The following is a 16,587-nucleotide window of genomic DNA, read 5'->3' on the forward strand; positions in this document are numbered from 1 at the left end:
CGACCTATGGCTTATCAATCGCAAGACATCATTCGTCGTTCCGCCACTAACGGTTTCACCCCCGCGCCTCAGGCGCGGGACCATCAGGAAGAGGTGGCGAAGCTTATCGACGTCACCACCTGTATCGGCTGTAAAGCGTGTCAGGTGGCGTGTTCGGAGTGGAACGACATCCGTGATGAGGTGGGTAACAACGTTGGGGTGTACGACAACCCGGCTGATTTGACCGCCAAATCCTGGACGGTGATGCGCTTCTCAGAAGTGGAACAAGACGACAAACTCGAATGGCTTATCCGTAAGGATGGCTGTATGCACTGTGCCGATCCGGGCTGTCTGAAAGCATGCCCGGCTGAAGGGGCAATCATTCAGTATGCCAACGGTATCGTCGACTTCCAGTCCGAGCAGTGCATCGGCTGCGGCTATTGTATTGCAGGCTGCCCGTTCGACGTACCGCGCCTCAACCCGGAAGACAACCGCGTCTATAAATGTACGCTGTGTGTTGACCGTGTGGTGGTGGGCCAGGAACCGGCCTGTGTGAAAACGTGCCCAACCGGTGCCATTCATTTCGGCACCAAAGAGTCGATGAAAACGCTGGCGGGCGAGCGTGTCGCGGAGCTGAAAACGCGTGGTTACGAAAATGCGGGTCTGTACGATCCGGCAGGCGTTGGTGGTACGCACGTGATGTATGTGCTGCACCATGCTGACAAGCCGAATCTGTATCACGGCTTGCCAGAGAACCCGGAAATCAGCGCCACCGTCAAATTCTGGAAAGGTATCTGGAAACCCCTCGCAGCGGTCGGCTTTGCAGCGACATTTGCGGCCAGTATTTTCCACTACGTCGGTGTAGGCCCAAACCGTGCGGAAGAGGAAGAAGACAATCTGCATGAAAAAGACGATGAGGTGCGCAAATGAAACGACGTGACACCATCGTGCGCTACACGGCGCCGGAACGCATCAACCACTGGGTAACCGCCTTCTGCTTCATTCTGGCGGCGGTGAGCGGGATGGGTTTTCTCTTCCCGTCGTTTAACTGGCTGATGCACATCATGGGCACTCCGCAACTGGCGCGAATTGTGCACCCGTTTGTCGGCGTGATTATGTTTGCCTCGTTTATCATCATGTTTTTCCGATACTGGCACCACAATCTAATCAATCGGGATGATATCTTTTGGGCGAAGAATATTCGTAAGATTGTCGTCAACGAGGAAGTAGGTGACACGGGACGTTATAACTTCGGCCAGAAATGCGTATTCTGGGCGGCGATTATCTTCCTGGTCCTGTTGCTGGTGAGCGGAGTGGTCATCTGGCGTCCGTATTTTGCGCCTGCTTTCTCAATCCCGGTGATCCGATTCGCGTTAATGCTGCATTCATTTGCCGCAGTAGCGTTAATTGTGGTTATCATGGTGCACATTTACGCCGCCCTTTGGGTGAAAGGCACCATTACCGCGATGGTGGAAGGATGGGTTACCAGTTCATGGGCGAAGAAACATCACCCACGCTGGTACCGTGAAGTCCGAAAGACAACGGAAAAGAAAACTGAATGAGTATTCGCATAATCCCGCAAGATGAGCTGGGTTCGAGCGAGAAACGCACGGCGGATATGATTCCGCCGTTGTTATTCCCCAGACTCAAAAATTTGTATAACCGCCGCGCCGAACGTCTGCGCGAGCTGGCCGAGAACAACCCGCTGGGTGATTATCTGCGCTTTGCCGCGCTGATCGCCCATGCGCAGGAAGTGGTGCTGTATGACCATCCGCTGCAGATGGATCTGACCGCTCGCATCAAAGAAGCGAACGATCAGGGCAAACCACCGCTGGATATCCACGTCCTGCCGCGCGATAAACACTGGCAAAAACTGCTGCAGTCGTTAATTGCTGAGCTGAAACCAGAAATGAGCGGCCCTGCACTGGCAGTGATCGAAAATCTGGAAAAAGCCTCAGAGCAGGAACTTGAGCTGATGGCCAGCGCGCTGTTTGCTTCTGATTTTTCCTCCGTCAGCAGCGATAAAGCGCCGTTCATTTGGGCTGCCCTGTCGCTCTACTGGGCGCAGATGGCAAGTCTGATCCCTGGCAAAGCACGTGCGGAGTACGGTGAACAACGCCAGTACTGCCCGGTATGTGGTTCAATGCCGGTTTCCAGCATGGTGCAAATTGGCACCACTCAGGGGCTGCGCTATCTGCACTGCAACCTGTGTGAAACCGAGTGGCACGTCGTGCGCGTGAAATGCAGCAACTGCGAACAGAGCCGTGATTTGAACTACTGGTCACTGGATAACGAGCAAGCGGCAATTAAAGCCGAAAGCTGCGGCGACTGCGGGACTTACCTGAAGATTCTCTATCAGGAAAAAGACCCGAAAGTTGAAGCCGTGGCCGACGATCTCGCTTCACTGATGCTGGACGCACATATGGAGCAAGAGGGTTTTGCTCGTAGCTCCATCAACCCGTTCCTGTTTCCGGGTGAAGGGGAGTAAGTTCTTCGCACTATCGGGCGGCGCAGGTCGCCCGGGTTATAACGTATACGGTGTGACCACGCCGGATAAGCCTGCAAAATCCCTGGTATTACGCGTAACCAGTGTAAGACGATGAATCTGCGCAGTGGCCAAAATAATGGCATCCGGTAATTTCATCCCATGCTCCTGTCTGATATTCACGCTTCGTTCAGCAATATCCTGTGAAACACCGATCACATTAAAAGCGCCTAGCGCCACACGAGTGCGGGCTTCCTGATGGTATTTTTTTGCGCCCACCATCACCTCCATCCACGTAATGAGGCTGATCGCGTTCTGTGGCTGCCATGCTTCTATCGCCAGTTTTGCTTCACGTCTCCCGCTAAACAGGTCGATAAGGATATTGGTATCAAAAAGCGCAGATCCTTTGACCATTACCATTCCTCACGAAGTTTACGCTGGTACTCCACACCATCTTCCTCACAGTTTTGCCATAGTCCAAGAGCACGTGAAATTGTCGTTTCAGCCTGATCCTGCCTCTCAAGATACTGTTCAACGGCCTCCCGCAAAAGCTCTGCTCGCGGCAGGTTGCGCTGCACTTTGAGGTCATCAAGACGTTTAATCACTTCGTCTGATAAATCGAGTAAAATTCTGCCCATATCCATCCCAGCCATCATACTCACATATACCTCCAGTATATCATTGACGATTAATTTCCACACAACATACACGTGAGAAAAGCGAGAAAATAGCCTTCACGCGAACGATTTTTACTTTTGCGAGCCACTTTCCAGAATCATACACTCCCCCGCTTTTCCCATTTCCATTCGTAGTTATCCAGGTTATAACGCTGTATATCCATACAGATAAGAGAAATAATAAATGGCACTGGAAAACGGGATTGCGCAGCTGGTTGAGGCGTTTATTGCGGCGGGGCGTCCTTCTGCGCGCGAGCAGAATATTGATGAACGGAGGGCTGGCTACATCGCCAGTACAGTACTGGCCGGAGAAACTGAAACCCGCGTACAGGTTGAAGATAGTGAACTCGATACCATGACGTTTCGCGTTGTTTCGCCACGGGGTGTCACGGGAAACTTACCCTGCGTGATCTATTATCACGGCGGCTGCTTTGTCAGCGGTGGATTCGCTACGCATGATAACCAGCTAAGGCAGCTCGCCCTGACCAGCGGCTGTCGGGTGATTGCAGTACAGTATCGCCTCGCACCAGAGCATACTTTCCCAGCAGCACACGACGATGCCGAAAAAGGCGCTAACATCATTTGGAAGTATGCAGAGAAACTGGGTGTCGATCGTACGCGCATCACGCTTGCTGGCGACAGCGCTGGCGGACATCTGGCGCTGGTCACAGCACTACGCCTGAAAGCTGCCAGGCAATGGCAACCTGCGCAGCTTATGCTGATCTACCCGATGCTGGACGCTACCGCCAGCTTTGAGAGCTATGCCCGCAATGGGCGGGATTACATCATTACACGTGACACACTGCTGTCCGGTTACGAGATGTATATGCCACAGACTGACCTATACCATCCGGAAGTCAGCCCGCTGTGGCGCGACGATTTCAACGGGTTACCGCCGACCCACATCATTACCGCTGAATTTGACCCCCTGTGCGATGAAGGAGAGGCCCTGTATCACCGGCTTCAGAAGCAAGGTGTGGACTGCACCTGCCAGCGCTACCCCGGCGTTATCCACGGATTTTTTCAGTTAGGAGGCGTAAGCCAGACGGCACGAAACGCAATGCGCGACGTGGCTTGGCGAGTGGCAACACACGAGTAAAACGCGTAATCGGGTAGTGTGAAGAGTTGGGATTTCCCCCTACTCTTCTTCATTCCCACCTTCGACGTAAGGACCAAACGGCTTCGCAGGCAGTACGATATACGTGCCTTCAAACACTACGCCCGCCGTATCGTCCCCCAAAAGCTCCACCTGCATCTGCACACGTGCCTTGCGGCCTCTGGCCAGACGGTCAAGATCGCCGCTCAATGAGCCCAGATCGGCGATAGCAGTAGGTTTTCCGGTGATCGGCTTGCTGTAGCGGATATGCGCATCGGCGAGGATAATCGTTCCCCCCAAGTGACGCTCACGCAACATCAGCCAGATAAGCCCCCAACCGGTAAGCGTTGCCAACGAGAACAGGCTTCCGGCAAACAGGGTGTGGTGCGGATTCTGGTTCCCTGTCTCGGGCATCGTGGTAATAAATTTCTGCCCGGTATATTGCTGAATACGCACACCCATTTTCTCGCTTAACGGAATATGTTCGTACCAGGCCTGCTGTAGTTGCCCACACCAGTCACCACGATGAAGAATATCGTCCAGCGTCGCAATGGGCTTAATCATCAGGAAGTGGCGGACCGGCGTGGTTTGCGGCGTGGTGATTTCCCCCTGGCTTACAAACCCCAGCTTGGCGAAAAATTCAACCGCATCCTCACGAGCGCTACAGGTGACGCGCTTCACCCCTTCCTGGCGTGCCACGGATTCAAGGGTCATCGCCATCAGCGTTCCGAGCCCCTTTTCTTGCACCGAGGGGTCTACAGCCATAAAACGTATGGAGGCTTCGTTATCCGCATTGATATACAGACGCCCTACTGCGACCAAATTACCTTCTTCGTCCACCACCATTTGATGGTGTGCCATTGCGTCCCAGGCATCCCGTTCGGAGCCTTTTGGCTGGTGCAGGGGTTTACGCAGCATTTCCCAGCGAAACTGGTAGTAACGCTCCAATTCTTCTTCTGTTTGCGGTACTCGAAGGTGATACATAGTTGTATTCTCTCTTGTTACCCGCGACCACGCCGGAAGCTGGTTCATACTTGTAACCAGAACGTCACGGGGCCATCATTAACCAGCGAAACCTGCATATCAGCAGCGAATCGCCCGGTTTGCGTGTTCATTTCCTGTTGGCGGCAGCGCTCTACAAAATACGTGTACAGCGCTTCTGCCCGATCGGGTGCTGCGCCTTTTGAAAAACCAGGGCGCATGCCGCGTTCGGTATCTGCCGCCAGTGTAAACTGTGAAACCACCAGCACGCTGCCACCTGACTGCTGCACATTCAGGTTCATTTTGCCTTCGGCATCGCTAAAGATTCGATAGCCGAGTACGCGTTCGCACAAGCGGTTCGCTTTCTGTTCGTCATCATCCCTTTCGACACCTAACAGGACCAAAAGTCCTGGGCCAATTTCACCCGTCACCTCACCCTCCACGGTGACGCTGGCACGGGTTACGCGCTGAATTAATGCAATCATGGTTGCTCTGCTTCTTCTTGTTCTGCGGCTTGTTTAAGTTTGCGGTATTCCCCGAGAGTGACAGTTATTTCCGCGCCTAGCAAGACGATACACCACGTCCAGTAAACCCAGACGAATAAAATAGGGATCACCGCCAGGACACCGTAAATGAGCTGATAAGACGGGAACATCGTGATATAGAGCGCAAATCCTTTCTTTCCGGCTTCGAACAGCACAGCAGCAACAAAGGCACCGATTACCGCATCGCGATTGGGGACTCGCGTGGTGGGTACAATGCTGTAAAGCAGCCAGAACGACAGCCAGGAAAGTACCAACGGGAAAATACGCAGTACGTTATCAATCACCGTGTTGAGATCGCTGGCCCAGCGCAACGACAGCAAATAAGAACTGATTGCCAGGCTGGCTCCCGCCAGCAGCGGTCCCAGCGTTAATATCATCCAGTAAACGGCAAAAGAGTACACTTTGGGCCGCGTGCGCTTACTGCGCCAGATGGTATTCAACGCGCTATCGATGGCATACATCAGCAATAAGGCGGTTACAATCAGCCCGCATGCCCCAACAGCAGTCATTTTGTTCGAGTTTGCGACAAACTGTTCGATATACCGCTGGATGACATCGCCAGTTGCCGGAATAAAGTTAGCGAAAATGAAATGACGGAGTTGAATGCTGACATCGGAAAACATCGGAAATGCAGCGAAAAGAGCAAAAACAACGGCGATAAGCGGCACTAATGAGAGCAATGAAACGTAGGCAAGATTTCCTGCCAGCGTTGTCATATGGTCCTCATCAATGCGCTGCCATAATAGCTTCAGCCAGGCCCATACAGGACGCGTATGATGCCTGGCTTTTTGATGCAAAAATTTTAGCATAACAACTTCGCGAAATAGTCAGGGATGGTCGTTTTATCGACGACCTGGATACTGGTGATCCCTAACTGGTTAGCCCCTTCAATATTATCGGCGTTGTCATCAAAAAAGACGGCATCGTGCGCAGAAAAACCTTCTGACTGCAGAACGTGCTGGTAAATCCGTGCTTCCGGTTTACGCATGCCCAATTCCTGAGAAAGATAAATGTGATCGGCTGCCTGACGGATTTCGGGATACTCATCCGGCCAAAACGTTGTGTGCAGGCGGTTAGTATTTGATAACACAACGACACGATGCCCTTGCTCGCGCAGCTTATGCATGATGTCGATAACTTCGGGGCGTAATGCGACAAAAACGGCCTGCCAGCCGTGGGAGAACTGCTCATAACTTAAAGGCAACGCCATGTCATGACACAGCGCCTCGGCGAAGGCCTCATCTGTTATTTCGCCTCGCTCATGCTGGCGAAAAGCCTCCCCCATCGTGAAACTTTGCTTTAGTGAAGCCAGCGGTACACGGCTCAAATCGCTCCATGTGCCTAACACGCGATTGAAGTCGATATCGACAATCACATTACCCAAATCAAAGATATAGAGCATGTCCTTCTCCTTTCTCGCCGTGGATGAATAACTGTAGCGGGAAAGGAGAAGTTTGACTATGCGTGCGTGATGACTTCGAACGAATCAGAGCACCAAAGAGCGAGATCACATAGCCAGCGCATCATCCTGAGAAGGACTCACTTGCACAATTTCAACCTGCTGTGACTGAAGGAGATTGTGCAACGCCGGACCAGGATATTCATCGGTGAACAGCGCAGTTACCTGCGACACATTACCAATCTCTACTGCGGCAGAGGCCGTGTATTTCGTATGATCCGCTGCCAGCAGAATGTGCCGGGAATGGGACATCATCGTTTTTACTACACTGGCTTCGTTAACATCAAATTCCAGCAGCGCGCCATCGCTTTCAATCGCACCCACACTGGTCACCAGATAATCGGCGCGAAAGTCAGCGACAAACGCTGTAGCAGAAGGACCGATAATACCGCTGTTATGCGGGCGCAACGTTCCTCCGGGAACCATCACTTCAAAACGCGGGTTGTTATACAGAATATGCGCCACGCGCAGGCTGTTGGTGATGATGCGCAAATGGTTATGGTTTAACAGCGCCCGCGCAACCTGCTCAACGGTAGTACCAATGGTAATAAACACCGTTGAGCCGTCGGGAATGTAGTCAGCCACCGCTTCCGCGATGGCTTTTTTCTCTTCCGTCCAGGAGACTTCACGCTGTTCGAACGCCGTATTGACCACGCTGGAGGCTCTGCCTGCTCCGCCATGATGACGCGTAATTAATCCCTGTTCGCTTAACTTACGAATATCACGACGCACGGTCTGGGTGGAAACATCCAGCAGACTGGCAAGTTCGTCAATATTCATATAACCACGCTCGCTAATCAGCATCAGCAGTTGATCGTGTCGCGGGTTACCGGTCAGTTCGGTAAGACTCATGAAATTTCCTCGAAAAACCATTGCCCTGGCATTTTATACAAAAAGTGACAGAAAAGATCGGGTTTGATCACAGTCAGGGATCCCCGCACGCCCGCCCGGACGCGTACACTTCAGTGCAGCGACGCCACTGGCAAACCTGACGGCGTCTTCCTGCGCGGACCCACAGGCCAGACTAAATGCCAGCGCACCGTGAAAAACATCACCGGCACCGGTGGTATCGACCACATCGACTAAAAATCCTGGCTGATGCTGCACTGCATTATCTTTTATCCAGTCACACCCCTCACTGCCACGCGTCACATAAACATGACCATTTGTGAGCATTTGTGCTTTTTTCAGTCCAGAATCAGGCTCCGTTGTCCCTGTCAGTCGCGCCAGTCCAGGTTCAGAGAACGCAGCATGATCGCTCAATGCCACCAGTTCACTGATGTCCTGCGGCGTAACGTCGCCATCCAGCACGGTCATCACCCCTGACTGACGCGCCAGCGTGAAGGCCTGTTTTGCCCCTTCGTGCCAGCGCACGTCCGCCAACACCACATCCCACTGAGAAAAATCGATCTCCTTCAGCCAATCAGCATCCGGCAGTAAATCCGGGCTGGGATAGTTAACGATAATTCGCTCTCCCTTCGCGTCGACCATAATCGCCGACTGTGAAGAGTTCGCCCCTGCATAGCGCCGGGTGTAACGGGTGTTTACCCCCAGGGATTACAGCTCCGCCAGCAGGCTGTTTCCGGTGTCGTCATCGCCCACACGGCCAATAAAGTCCACCTGTGCGCCCAGCTTCGCCGCAGCCACAGCCGCCGTCGCAGCAGGCCCACCGCCCACTTCGGTATACCGCTTCGCCACATATTTACCTCCTTCAGTCGGTAAACCTTCTACGTAATAGATGCGATCCATCACGGTAATACCCACACAAGCAATACGAATCATGTTCATTCCTTAGGCGTTTCAAGATGAGATCATTTTAATTTCACAAAATGTTTAAAAAGTGACGGCTGTCAATTTTTTGACCATAAATTACAAATACGATCAAAAACAGACAGAAACAGACGATTTTAAATGACAGAAAATGACATCCACGTCTCAGGAGAACGTTATGGCAGTTATAGCATTTATCGGATTAGGTCAGATGGGTTCCCCCATGGCGAGCAACTTGCTGAAGCAGGGTCATCAACTCAGCGTCTTTGACGTTAACCCGGATGCTGTTCAGTGCCTGGTGGAAAAAGGAGCACAGCCTGCCAGCAGCCCGGCTCAGGCAGCAAACGGCGCGGAGTTTGTCATCACGATGCTGCCAAACGGCGATCTGGTGCGCCGCGTCTTGTTGGGTGAACAAGGCGTTTGCGAGAGCCTGTCGCCACAAGCGCTGGTCATTGATATGTCCACTATCCATCCGCTGCAGACCGACAAACTGATTAGCGACATGGAAGCCAAAGGCTTCAGCATGATGGATTGCCCGGTCGGGCGCACCTCCGATCATGCGATCGCAGGCACCCTGCTGTTGCTGGCAGGGGGAACGGCTGAACACGTTGAGCGCGCAACGCCAATACTGCTGGCAATGGGTAATGAATTAATCAATGCCGGCGGCCCCGGTATGGGTATCCGCGTCAAACTCATCAACAACTACATGAGCATCGCGCTAAATACGCTCTCTGCAGAAGCCGCCGTGTTGTGCGAAGCACTCGGCCTCTCCTTCGATGTGGCCCTGAAAGTGATGAGCGGGACGCCTGCCGGAAAAGGCCACTTCACCACCTCATGGCCGAACAAAGTGCTGAAAGGCGATCTTTCCCCGGCCTTCATGATCGACTTAGCCCACAAGGATCTTGGCATCGCCCTGGATGTGGCGAATCAACTGCACGTGCCGATGCCGCTTGGTGCGGCCTCCCGCGAAGTCTATAACCAGGCTCGCGCCGCTGGCCGTGGTCGGGAAGACTGGACGGCCATTCTTGAACAGGTTCGCGCATCCGCCGGGCTAAATAAACACACAGATAAGTAAGGACTGAACAATGACGAAGTACACCCTGAAAGACATCACCCGAGCTTCCGGCGGTTTTGCCATGCTGGCAGTCGATCAGCGCGAAGCCATGCGCTTAATGTTTGCCGCTGCGGGTGCGAAATTCCCGGTGAGCGACAGCGTGCTGACTGATTTCAAAGTGAATGCAGCGAAGATCCTTTCTCCCTATGCCTCTGCGATCCTGGTCGATCAGCAGTTCTGCTACCGCCAGGTTGTGGAACAACATGCCATCGCGAAAAGCTGCGGCATGATTGTGGCCGCGGATGAGTTCATTCCGGGTAATGGTATTCCGGTCGATAGCGTGGTGATTGATAAAAAAATCGACCCGCAGGCCGTGAAACAGGACGGCGCGAAGGCGCTGAAGCTGCTGGTACTGTGGCGCAGCGACGAAGATGCCCAACAGCGTCTTGATATGGTGAAAGAATTCAATGAGCTATGCCACGCCAACGGCCTGCTGAGCATTATCGAACCGGTTGTGCGTCCACCGCGCCGTGGCGATAAGTTCGATCGTGAGCAGGCCATAATCGAGGCCGCAAAAGAGCTGGGTGACAGCGGCGCCGATCTCTACAAGGTCGAAATGCCGCTGTACGGCAAAGGTACCCAACAAGAACTGCTTAGCGCCTCCCAGCGCCTGAATGAAAACATCAACATGCCGTGGGTCATTCTCTCCTCTGGTGTGGATGAAAAACTGTTCCCGCGCGCGGTCAGCGTGGCCATGACGGCAGGTGCATCCGGCTTTCTCGCCGGACGTGCGGTCTGGTCATCCGTGGTTGGCCTGCCGGATACCGAACTGATGCTGCGTGATGTTTCCGCACCTAAATTGCAACGTTTAGGTGAAATTGTCGATGAAATGATGGCCCGCCGCTAATTCGAGGATGAATAAATGAAATGGTTTAACACCCTGAGCCACAACCGCTGGCTGGAGCAGGAAACCGACCGCATCTTTAACTTTGGTAAAAACGCGGCGGTACCCACCGGGTTTGGCTGGCTGGGTAACAATGGTCAGGTCAGAGCGGAGATGGGGACACATTTATGGATCACCGCTCGTATGCTGCACGTTTATTCCGTGGCCGCATCAATGGGCCGCCCCGGCGCATATCAGCTCGTCGATCACGGAATTAAGGCGCTGAATGGCGCATTGCGTGACACGCGCTACGGCGGTTGGTACGCCTGCGTGAATGATGAAGGGGTCATGGATGCCTCCAAGCAGGGTTATCAGCATTTCTTCGTGTTGCTCGGGGCGGCAAGCGCTGTAACAACCGGTCATCCACAGGCGCGACCGTTGCTTGACGATGCCATCGAAGTGATTGAGAAGTACTTCTGGAGTGAAGATGAGCAGATGTGCCTTGAGTCCTGGGATGAAGCCTTCAGCCAGACGGAAGATTATCGTGGCGGCAATGCCAACATGCACGCAGTCGAAGCCTTCCTGATTGTCTATGACGTTACCCACGACCGTAAGTGGCTCGATCGCGCACTGCGTATCGCTTCAGTGATTATTCACGATGTTGCCCGCAGCGGTGAGTATCGCGTCAACGAGCACTTCGATTCGCAGTGGAACCCGATCCGCGATTACAACAAAGATAACCCTGCGCACCGCTTCCGCGCCTACGGTGGCACGCCAGGTCACTGGATCGAGTGGGGCCGTCTGATGCTACATCTGCACGCCGCACTGGAAGCGCGCTTCGAAACCCCTCCCGCCTGGCTGCTGGAAGATGCCAAAGGCTTGTTCCACGCCACCATTCGTGATGCCTGGGCACCGGACGGCGCGGATGGATTTGTCTACTCGGTGGACTGGGACGGTAAACCCATCGTTCGCGAAAGAGTACGCTGGCCGATAGTCGAAGCGATGGGTACCGCCTATGCCTTGTATACCCTCACCGGCGAGAGCCAGTACGAAGCCTGGTACCAGAAGTGGTGGGATTACTGCATCACTTATCTGATGGACTACGAGACGGGTTCATGGTGGCAGGAGCTGGACACCGACAACAAGGTGACCACCAAAGTCTGGGACGGTAAGCAGGATATTTACCACCTGTTGCACTGCCTGGTGATCCCACGTCTACCGCTGGCGCCGGGGTTGGCTCCGGCCGTTGCCGCCGGCCTGCTGGATATCAACGCTAAATAAGCCAGGAGATAAGCAGCCATGCATAGCGGTGGAAAAACCCTTCATCTTCAGGCTGGGCACTACCAGGCAAAAATTGTCACGGTTGGCGCGGGGCTGGCGGAACTGACGCATCGTGAGCGTCACGTCGTTATTCCGCACAAGCCTGAAGAAATGCCGTTGGCACATCTGGGGAAAGTACTCATTCCCTGGCCAAATCGCGTGGCAGACGGCTGCTATCAGCATAACGGCAAAGCCTTCCAGCTTGCCGTTAATGACCCGGTTTCTCATACCGCCATTCATGGATTGCTGGCCTGGCGAGACTGGCAGATTGACCAACAGTCGGCATCGGAAGTGGTGCTGACTATTTTTCTGCCGCCCTCGTATGGCTATCCCTTTGCGCTGATTTCAAAGGTGATTTACCGGCTGGAAGCCACCAGCGGGCTGCATGTCTTTATTCATACACAAAATGTGGGTGACGAAACGGCACCGTATGGCGCGGGCGCACACCCCTATTTGACCTGCAACCTGCACAGTATTGATGACTGTGAATTAGCACTGCCGTCGGGCGAATCCACACTGGGAGAGCGGGATTTCACAACGCCACAGGTCATCGCGAAAACCTCGCTTGATCATACGTTCAAAGTCTGGCCATCCGGGAATGAGTGGGAAGTCAGAATGACCAGCCCGACACAAAACATGTCCACATACCTGCGTAGCCACCAACCCTGGCTGCAGGTTTATACCGGTGAAAAATTAGCACGCCGTGGCCTGGCAATTGAGCCGATGACCTGCCCGCCCGACGCCTTTAATTCCGGGGTTAGCCTGATTCATCTCGCGCCCGGAGAAGCACACCAGATGCATTTTTTAATCGGCTGTGAATAACAGATTACCGAATTACCCTACATTTACGGAGACTATAATGAATTCGTTACTACAACGGTCAGCCGCCTTAGAGCTCAAAACATTACAGGACGGATTTACCTTAACGTATCAACAGCGTCTGATTTTACGCCATAGTGCCGAAAACCCCTGCCTGTGGATCGGCGCTGGCGTTGCCGATATTGATATGTTCCGCGGTAACTTCAGTATTAAAGACAAGCTCAATGAGAAAATTGCCCTAACCGACGCCACGGTCAGCGAGTCGCCTGACGGTTGGCGGGTAGATTTCAGCCGCGGTAATACCATCACTGCCACGCTACACATTTCCACCGATGAACAGGGTCGTCTGAAGCTGGATCTGCATAACGACGATCCCAGTCATAATCGCATTTGGTTGCGTCTGGCCGCCAGAGCGGACGACCACATCTACGGTTGCGGTGAACAGTTCTCTTACTTCGACTTACGCGGCAAGCCCTTCCCATTGTGGACCAGCGAACAAGGCGTGGGTCGGAATAAGAATAGCTATGTCACCTGGCAGGCGGATTGCAAAGAAAATGCCGGCGGTGACTACTACTGGACTTTCTTCCCGCAACCGACCTTTGTCAGCACGCAAAAGTACTACTGCCACGTTGATAACAGCTGCTACATGAATTTCGACTTCAGCGCGCCGGAGTATCACGAGCTGGCGTTGTGGGAAGACAAAACCACCCTGCGCGTTGAGTGCGCCGAGACTTACATTTCGCTGCTGGAGAAATTGACCGCATTGTTAGGTCGCCAGCCAGAACTGCCGGACTGGATTTACGATGGTGTGACACTCGGTATCCAGGGCGGTACTGAGGTTTGCCAGAACAAACTGGACACCATGCGTAATGCGGGCGTGAAGGTAAACGGCATCTGGGCGCAGGACTGGTCCGGGATCCGCATGACTTCCTTTGGCAAGCGCGTGATGTGGAACTGGAAGTGGAACAGCGACAACTATCCGCAACTGGATAGCCGTATTAAGCAGTGGAAAGAAGAAGGCGTGCAGTTCCTCTCCTATATCAACCCCTATGTTGCCAGCGATAAAGACCTGTGCGCAGAAGCCGCAGCGCGTGGTTATCTGGCGAAAGATGCTTCCGGCGATGACTATCTGGTTGAGTTTGGCGAGTTTTACGGTGGCGTGGTCGACCTGACCAACCCGGAAGCCTACGACTGGTTCAAAGAGGTCATCAAAAAGAACATGATCGCGCTGGGCTGCGGCGGCTGGATGGCGGACTTCGGTGAATATCTGCCGACCGACACATATCTGCATAACGGCGTCAGCGCCGAGATCATGCATAACGCCTGGCCCGCGCTGTGGGCGAAATGTAACTACGAAGCGTTACAGGAAACCGGCAAGCTTGGTGAAATCCTGTTCTTTATGCGCGCGGGTTACACCGGTAGTCAAAAGTATTCCACCATGATGTGGGCTGGCGATCAGAACGTTGACTGGAGCCTCGACGATGGCCTGGCTTCCGTCGTTCCTGCGGCGCTGTCGCTGGCGATGACCGGCCACGGCTTGCACCACAGCGATATTGGCGGTTACACCACGCTGTTTGACATGAAACGCAGCAAAGAGCTGCTGCTGCGCTGGTGTGATTTTAGCGCCTTCACCCCGATGATGCGTACCCACGAAGGCAACCGCCCCGGCGATAACTGGCAGTTTGATGGCGACAGCGAAACTATCGCCCACTTTGCCCGCATGACCACCGTGTTCACCACCCTGAAACCGTACCTCAAACAGGCCGTCGCACAAAACAGCGCCACCGGGCTACCGGTTATGCGCCCGTTGTTCCTGCACTACGAAAACGATGCGCAAACCTACACCCTGAAATATCAGTACCTGCTGGGACAGGATCTATTGGTCACGCCGGTTCATGAGCAGGGTAAGCACGACTGGACGCTGTATCTACCAGAGGATAACTGGGTCAACGTCTGGACTGGGGAAACTTATCAGGGCGGTGAAATTACCGTGGATGCGCCTATTGGCAAGCCTCCGGTGTTTTATCGCGCGAAGAGTGAGTGGGCGTCACTGTTTGCCACGTTACGCAATATCTAATACGGCTCGCCCGTGGGGAAACTCACGGGCAAATGGAGAATAACAATGAGTCAAAATACAGCCAATCCGGCAACCCTACGCTTGCCGTTTAAAGAAAAACTTGCCTATGGGATGGGTGATTTGGGCTCCAATATCCTGCTGGACATTGGTACGCTCTATTTACTCAAGTTTTATACTGATGTCCTTGGCTTGCCGGGGACTTACGGCGGTATCATTTTCCTTATCGCCAAGTTTTTTACCGCGTTTACCGATATGGGCACTGGGATTATGCTCGATTCGCGACACAAAATTGGTCCGAAGGGTAAATTCCGCCCATTCGTGCTCTACGCGGCCTTCCCCGTCACCTTGCTGGCGATTGCTAACTTTGTCGGCACACCGTTTGAAATAACCGGCAAAACGGTGATGGCAACGGTGCTGTTTATGCTGTACGGACTGTTCTTCAGCATGATGAACTGCTCTTATGGCGCGATGGTTCCTGCCATTACTAAAAACCCGGATGAACGCGCTTCGCTGGCCGCCTGGCGGCAAGGTGGCGCAACCCTGGGGTTGTTACTGTGCACAGTCGGCTTTGTTCCAGTGATGAATCTGATCGAAGGTAACTCGCAGTTGGGTTATATCTTCGCCGCCACATTATTTTCCCTGTTCGGCCTGCTGTTTATGTGGCTGTGCTATGCCGGTGTGAAAGAACGTTATGTAGAAGTGAAATCCGGGGATGCAGCAGCGCAAAAACCGGGATTACTGCAATCCTTCCGCGCTATCGCCGGTAACCGACCGCTGTTTATTCTGTGCGTTGCCAACCTTTGTACGCTTGGCGCGTTTAACGTCAAGCTGGCGATTCAGGTCTATTACACTCAGTACGTACTGAACGACCCTATCCTGCTTTCCTGGATGGGCTTTTTCAGCATGGGCTGCATCTTCATCGGCGTCTTTTTAATGCCGGGAATGGTCAGACGCTTTGGTAAGAAGAAGGTCTATATCGGCGGCCTGCTAATTTGGGTAGCGGGCGATCTGCTTAACTACTTTTTTGGCGGCGGCTCCGTCAGTTTTGTTGCCTTTTCCTGCCTGGCGTTCTTCGGCTCAGCATTCGTTAACAGCCTGAACTGGGCGCTGGTCTCCGACACGGTGGAATATGGTGAATGGCGTACCGGCGTGCGTTCTGAAGGGACGGTGTACACCGGATTTACCTTCTTCCGTAAAGTGTCGCAGGCGCTGGCGGGATTCTTCCCTGGCTGGATGCTGACGCAAATTGGTTACGTCCCGAACGTGGTGCAATCGGCAAATACAGTCGAAGGCTTGCGTCAGCTGATCTTTATTTATCCCTGCGCATTAGCAGTGATCACCATTGTGGCCATGGGCTGTTTCTACAACCTTAACGAGAAGATGTATGTCCGTATCGTTGAAGAGATAGAAGCGCGTAAACAACCTGTTTGATAATAATAATG

General features: G+C 53.4%; 17 protein-coding genes and 1 pseudogene. 10 read left to right on the forward strand and 8 right to left on the reverse strand.

What is annotated here, in order from left to right:
- Nucleotides 1–6: 6 nt before the first annotated feature.
- Genes fdoH through fdhE form a run of 3 tightly spaced genes read left to right on the forward strand, consistent with a single transcriptional unit; the run spans nucleotide 7 to nucleotide 2,467 of the window.
- A complete protein-coding gene (gene fdoH, locus HV261_RS01630; protein WP_202037268.1) occupies nucleotides 7–909 on the forward strand; it encodes a formate dehydrogenase O subunit beta in 903 nt (300 codons plus the stop codon).
- Nucleotides 906–1,541, forward strand: coding sequence for a formate dehydrogenase cytochrome b556 subunit (gene fdoI / locus HV261_RS01635; protein WP_137381433.1), 636 nt, complete (start codon nucleotides 906–908; stop codon nucleotides 1,539–1,541). Before fdoH ends, fdoI begins: the two co-directional genes overlap by 4 nt.
- Nucleotides 1,538–2,467 (forward strand): formate dehydrogenase accessory protein FdhE, encoded by a 930-nt coding sequence (gene fdhE / locus HV261_RS01640; RefSeq protein WP_137381432.1) that lies wholly within the window; start codon nucleotides 1,538–1,540, stop codon nucleotides 2,465–2,467. Before fdoI ends, fdhE begins: the two co-directional genes overlap by 4 nt.
- Nucleotides 2,468–2,503: 36 nt before the next feature.
- On the opposite strand, the gene HV261_RS01645 is transcribed toward fdhE, so the two are convergent.
- Both HV261_RS01645 and HV261_RS01650 read right to left on the reverse strand, forming a co-directional pair.
- A complete protein-coding gene (locus HV261_RS01645) occupies nucleotides 2,504–2,878 on the reverse strand; it encodes a type II toxin-antitoxin system VapC family toxin (RefSeq protein ID WP_202037269.1) in 375 nt (124 codons plus the stop codon).
- Complete coding sequence (locus HV261_RS01650) at nucleotides 2,878–3,120, reverse strand: ribbon-helix-helix domain-containing protein (protein ID WP_202039644.1); 243 nt, start codon at nucleotides 3,118–3,120, stop codon at nucleotides 2,878–2,880. Before HV261_RS01650 ends, HV261_RS01645 begins: the two co-directional genes overlap by 1 nt.
- A gap of 205 nt (nucleotides 3,121–3,325) precedes the next feature.
- On the opposite strand from HV261_RS01650, the gene HV261_RS01655 reads away from it, so the two are divergent.
- On the forward strand, nucleotides 3,326–4,240 hold the full coding sequence (locus tag HV261_RS01655) for an alpha/beta hydrolase (protein WP_202037270.1): 915 nt from the start codon (nucleotides 3,326–3,328) through the stop codon (nucleotides 4,238–4,240).
- 39 nt (nucleotides 4,241–4,279) lie between these two features.
- Here the strand turns inward: HV261_RS01655 and fabY are convergent, their stop codons facing one another.
- From fabY to HV261_RS01685, 6 genes and pseudogenes are all read right to left on the reverse strand, one after another.
- Nucleotides 4,280–5,221 carry a fatty acid biosynthesis protein FabY gene (fabY, locus tag HV261_RS01660; protein ID WP_202037271.1) on the reverse strand — a complete coding sequence of 314 codons (942 nt, stop codon included), beginning with the start codon at nucleotides 5,219–5,221 and terminating at the stop codon, nucleotides 4,280–4,282.
- 44 nt (nucleotides 5,222–5,265) lie between these two features.
- A complete protein-coding gene (dtd, locus tag HV261_RS01665; protein WP_137381428.1) occupies nucleotides 5,266–5,703 on the reverse strand; it encodes a D-aminoacyl-tRNA deacylase in 438 nt (145 codons plus the stop codon).
- Nucleotides 5,700–6,572 (reverse strand): virulence factor BrkB family protein, encoded by an 873-nt coding sequence (locus HV261_RS01670; RefSeq protein ID WP_137381427.1) that lies wholly within the window; start codon nucleotides 6,570–6,572, stop codon nucleotides 5,700–5,702. The genes dtd and HV261_RS01670 overlap by 4 nt, the downstream gene beginning before the upstream one ends.
- Nucleotides 6,566–7,165 carry a glucose-1-phosphatase gene (gene yihX, locus HV261_RS01675; protein ID WP_137381426.1) on the reverse strand — a complete coding sequence of 200 codons (600 nt, stop codon included), beginning with the start codon at nucleotides 7,163–7,165 and terminating at the stop codon, nucleotides 6,566–6,568. The genes HV261_RS01670 and yihX overlap by 7 nt, the downstream gene beginning before the upstream one ends.
- Before the next feature lie 105 nt (nucleotides 7,166–7,270).
- Nucleotides 7,271–8,074 carry a DeoR/GlpR family DNA-binding transcription regulator gene (locus tag HV261_RS01680; RefSeq protein WP_202037272.1) on the reverse strand — a complete coding sequence of 268 codons (804 nt, stop codon included), beginning with the start codon at nucleotides 8,072–8,074 and terminating at the stop codon, nucleotides 7,271–7,273.
- Nucleotides 8,075–8,107: 33 nt separating this feature from the next.
- Nucleotides 8,108–9,004: pseudogene (locus tag HV261_RS01685) on the reverse strand (sugar kinase).
- Between the two features lie 166 nt (nucleotides 9,005–9,170).
- On the opposite strand from HV261_RS01685, the gene yihU reads away from it, so the two are divergent.
- Genes yihU through HV261_RS01715 form a run of 6 tightly spaced genes read left to right on the forward strand, consistent with a single transcriptional unit; the run spans nucleotide 9,171 to nucleotide 16,576 of the window.
- Nucleotides 9,171–10,067, forward strand: coding sequence for a sulfolactaldehyde 3-reductase (gene yihU, locus HV261_RS01690; protein ID WP_202037273.1), 897 nt, complete (start codon nucleotides 9,171–9,173; stop codon nucleotides 10,065–10,067).
- A gap of 10 nt (nucleotides 10,068–10,077) precedes the next feature.
- The gene (yihT, locus tag HV261_RS01695; RefSeq protein ID WP_202037274.1) at nucleotides 10,078–10,953 is read left to right on the forward strand and encodes a sulfofructosephosphate aldolase; all 876 of its coding nucleotides are present in this window, start codon (nucleotides 10,078–10,080) and stop codon (nucleotides 10,951–10,953) included.
- 15 nt (nucleotides 10,954–10,968) lie between these two features.
- Nucleotides 10,969–12,210 (forward strand): sulfoquinovose isomerase, encoded by a 1,242-nt coding sequence (gene yihS, locus HV261_RS01700; RefSeq protein ID WP_202037275.1) that lies wholly within the window; start codon nucleotides 10,969–10,971, stop codon nucleotides 12,208–12,210.
- An 18-nt stretch (nucleotides 12,211–12,228) separates the two neighbouring features.
- A complete protein-coding gene (locus HV261_RS01705; protein WP_202037276.1) occupies nucleotides 12,229–13,071 on the forward strand; it encodes an aldose-1-epimerase in 843 nt (280 codons plus the stop codon).
- Between the two features lie 37 nt (nucleotides 13,072–13,108).
- Nucleotides 13,109–15,145: an alpha-glucosidase gene (locus HV261_RS01710; RefSeq protein WP_202037277.1), complete on the forward strand. Its 2,037-nt coding sequence runs from the start codon at nucleotides 13,109–13,111 to the stop codon at nucleotides 15,143–15,145.
- Between the two features lie 45 nt (nucleotides 15,146–15,190).
- A complete protein-coding gene (locus HV261_RS01715) occupies nucleotides 15,191–16,576 on the forward strand; it encodes an MFS transporter (RefSeq protein WP_202037278.1) in 1,386 nt (461 codons plus the stop codon).
- Nucleotides 16,577–16,587 lie beyond the last annotated feature (11 nt).

This window comes from Citrobacter sp. RHBSTW-00671 (genome assembly GCF_014103415.1).
Lineage (GTDB): Bacteria > Pseudomonadota > Gammaproteobacteria > Enterobacterales > Enterobacteriaceae > Citrobacter.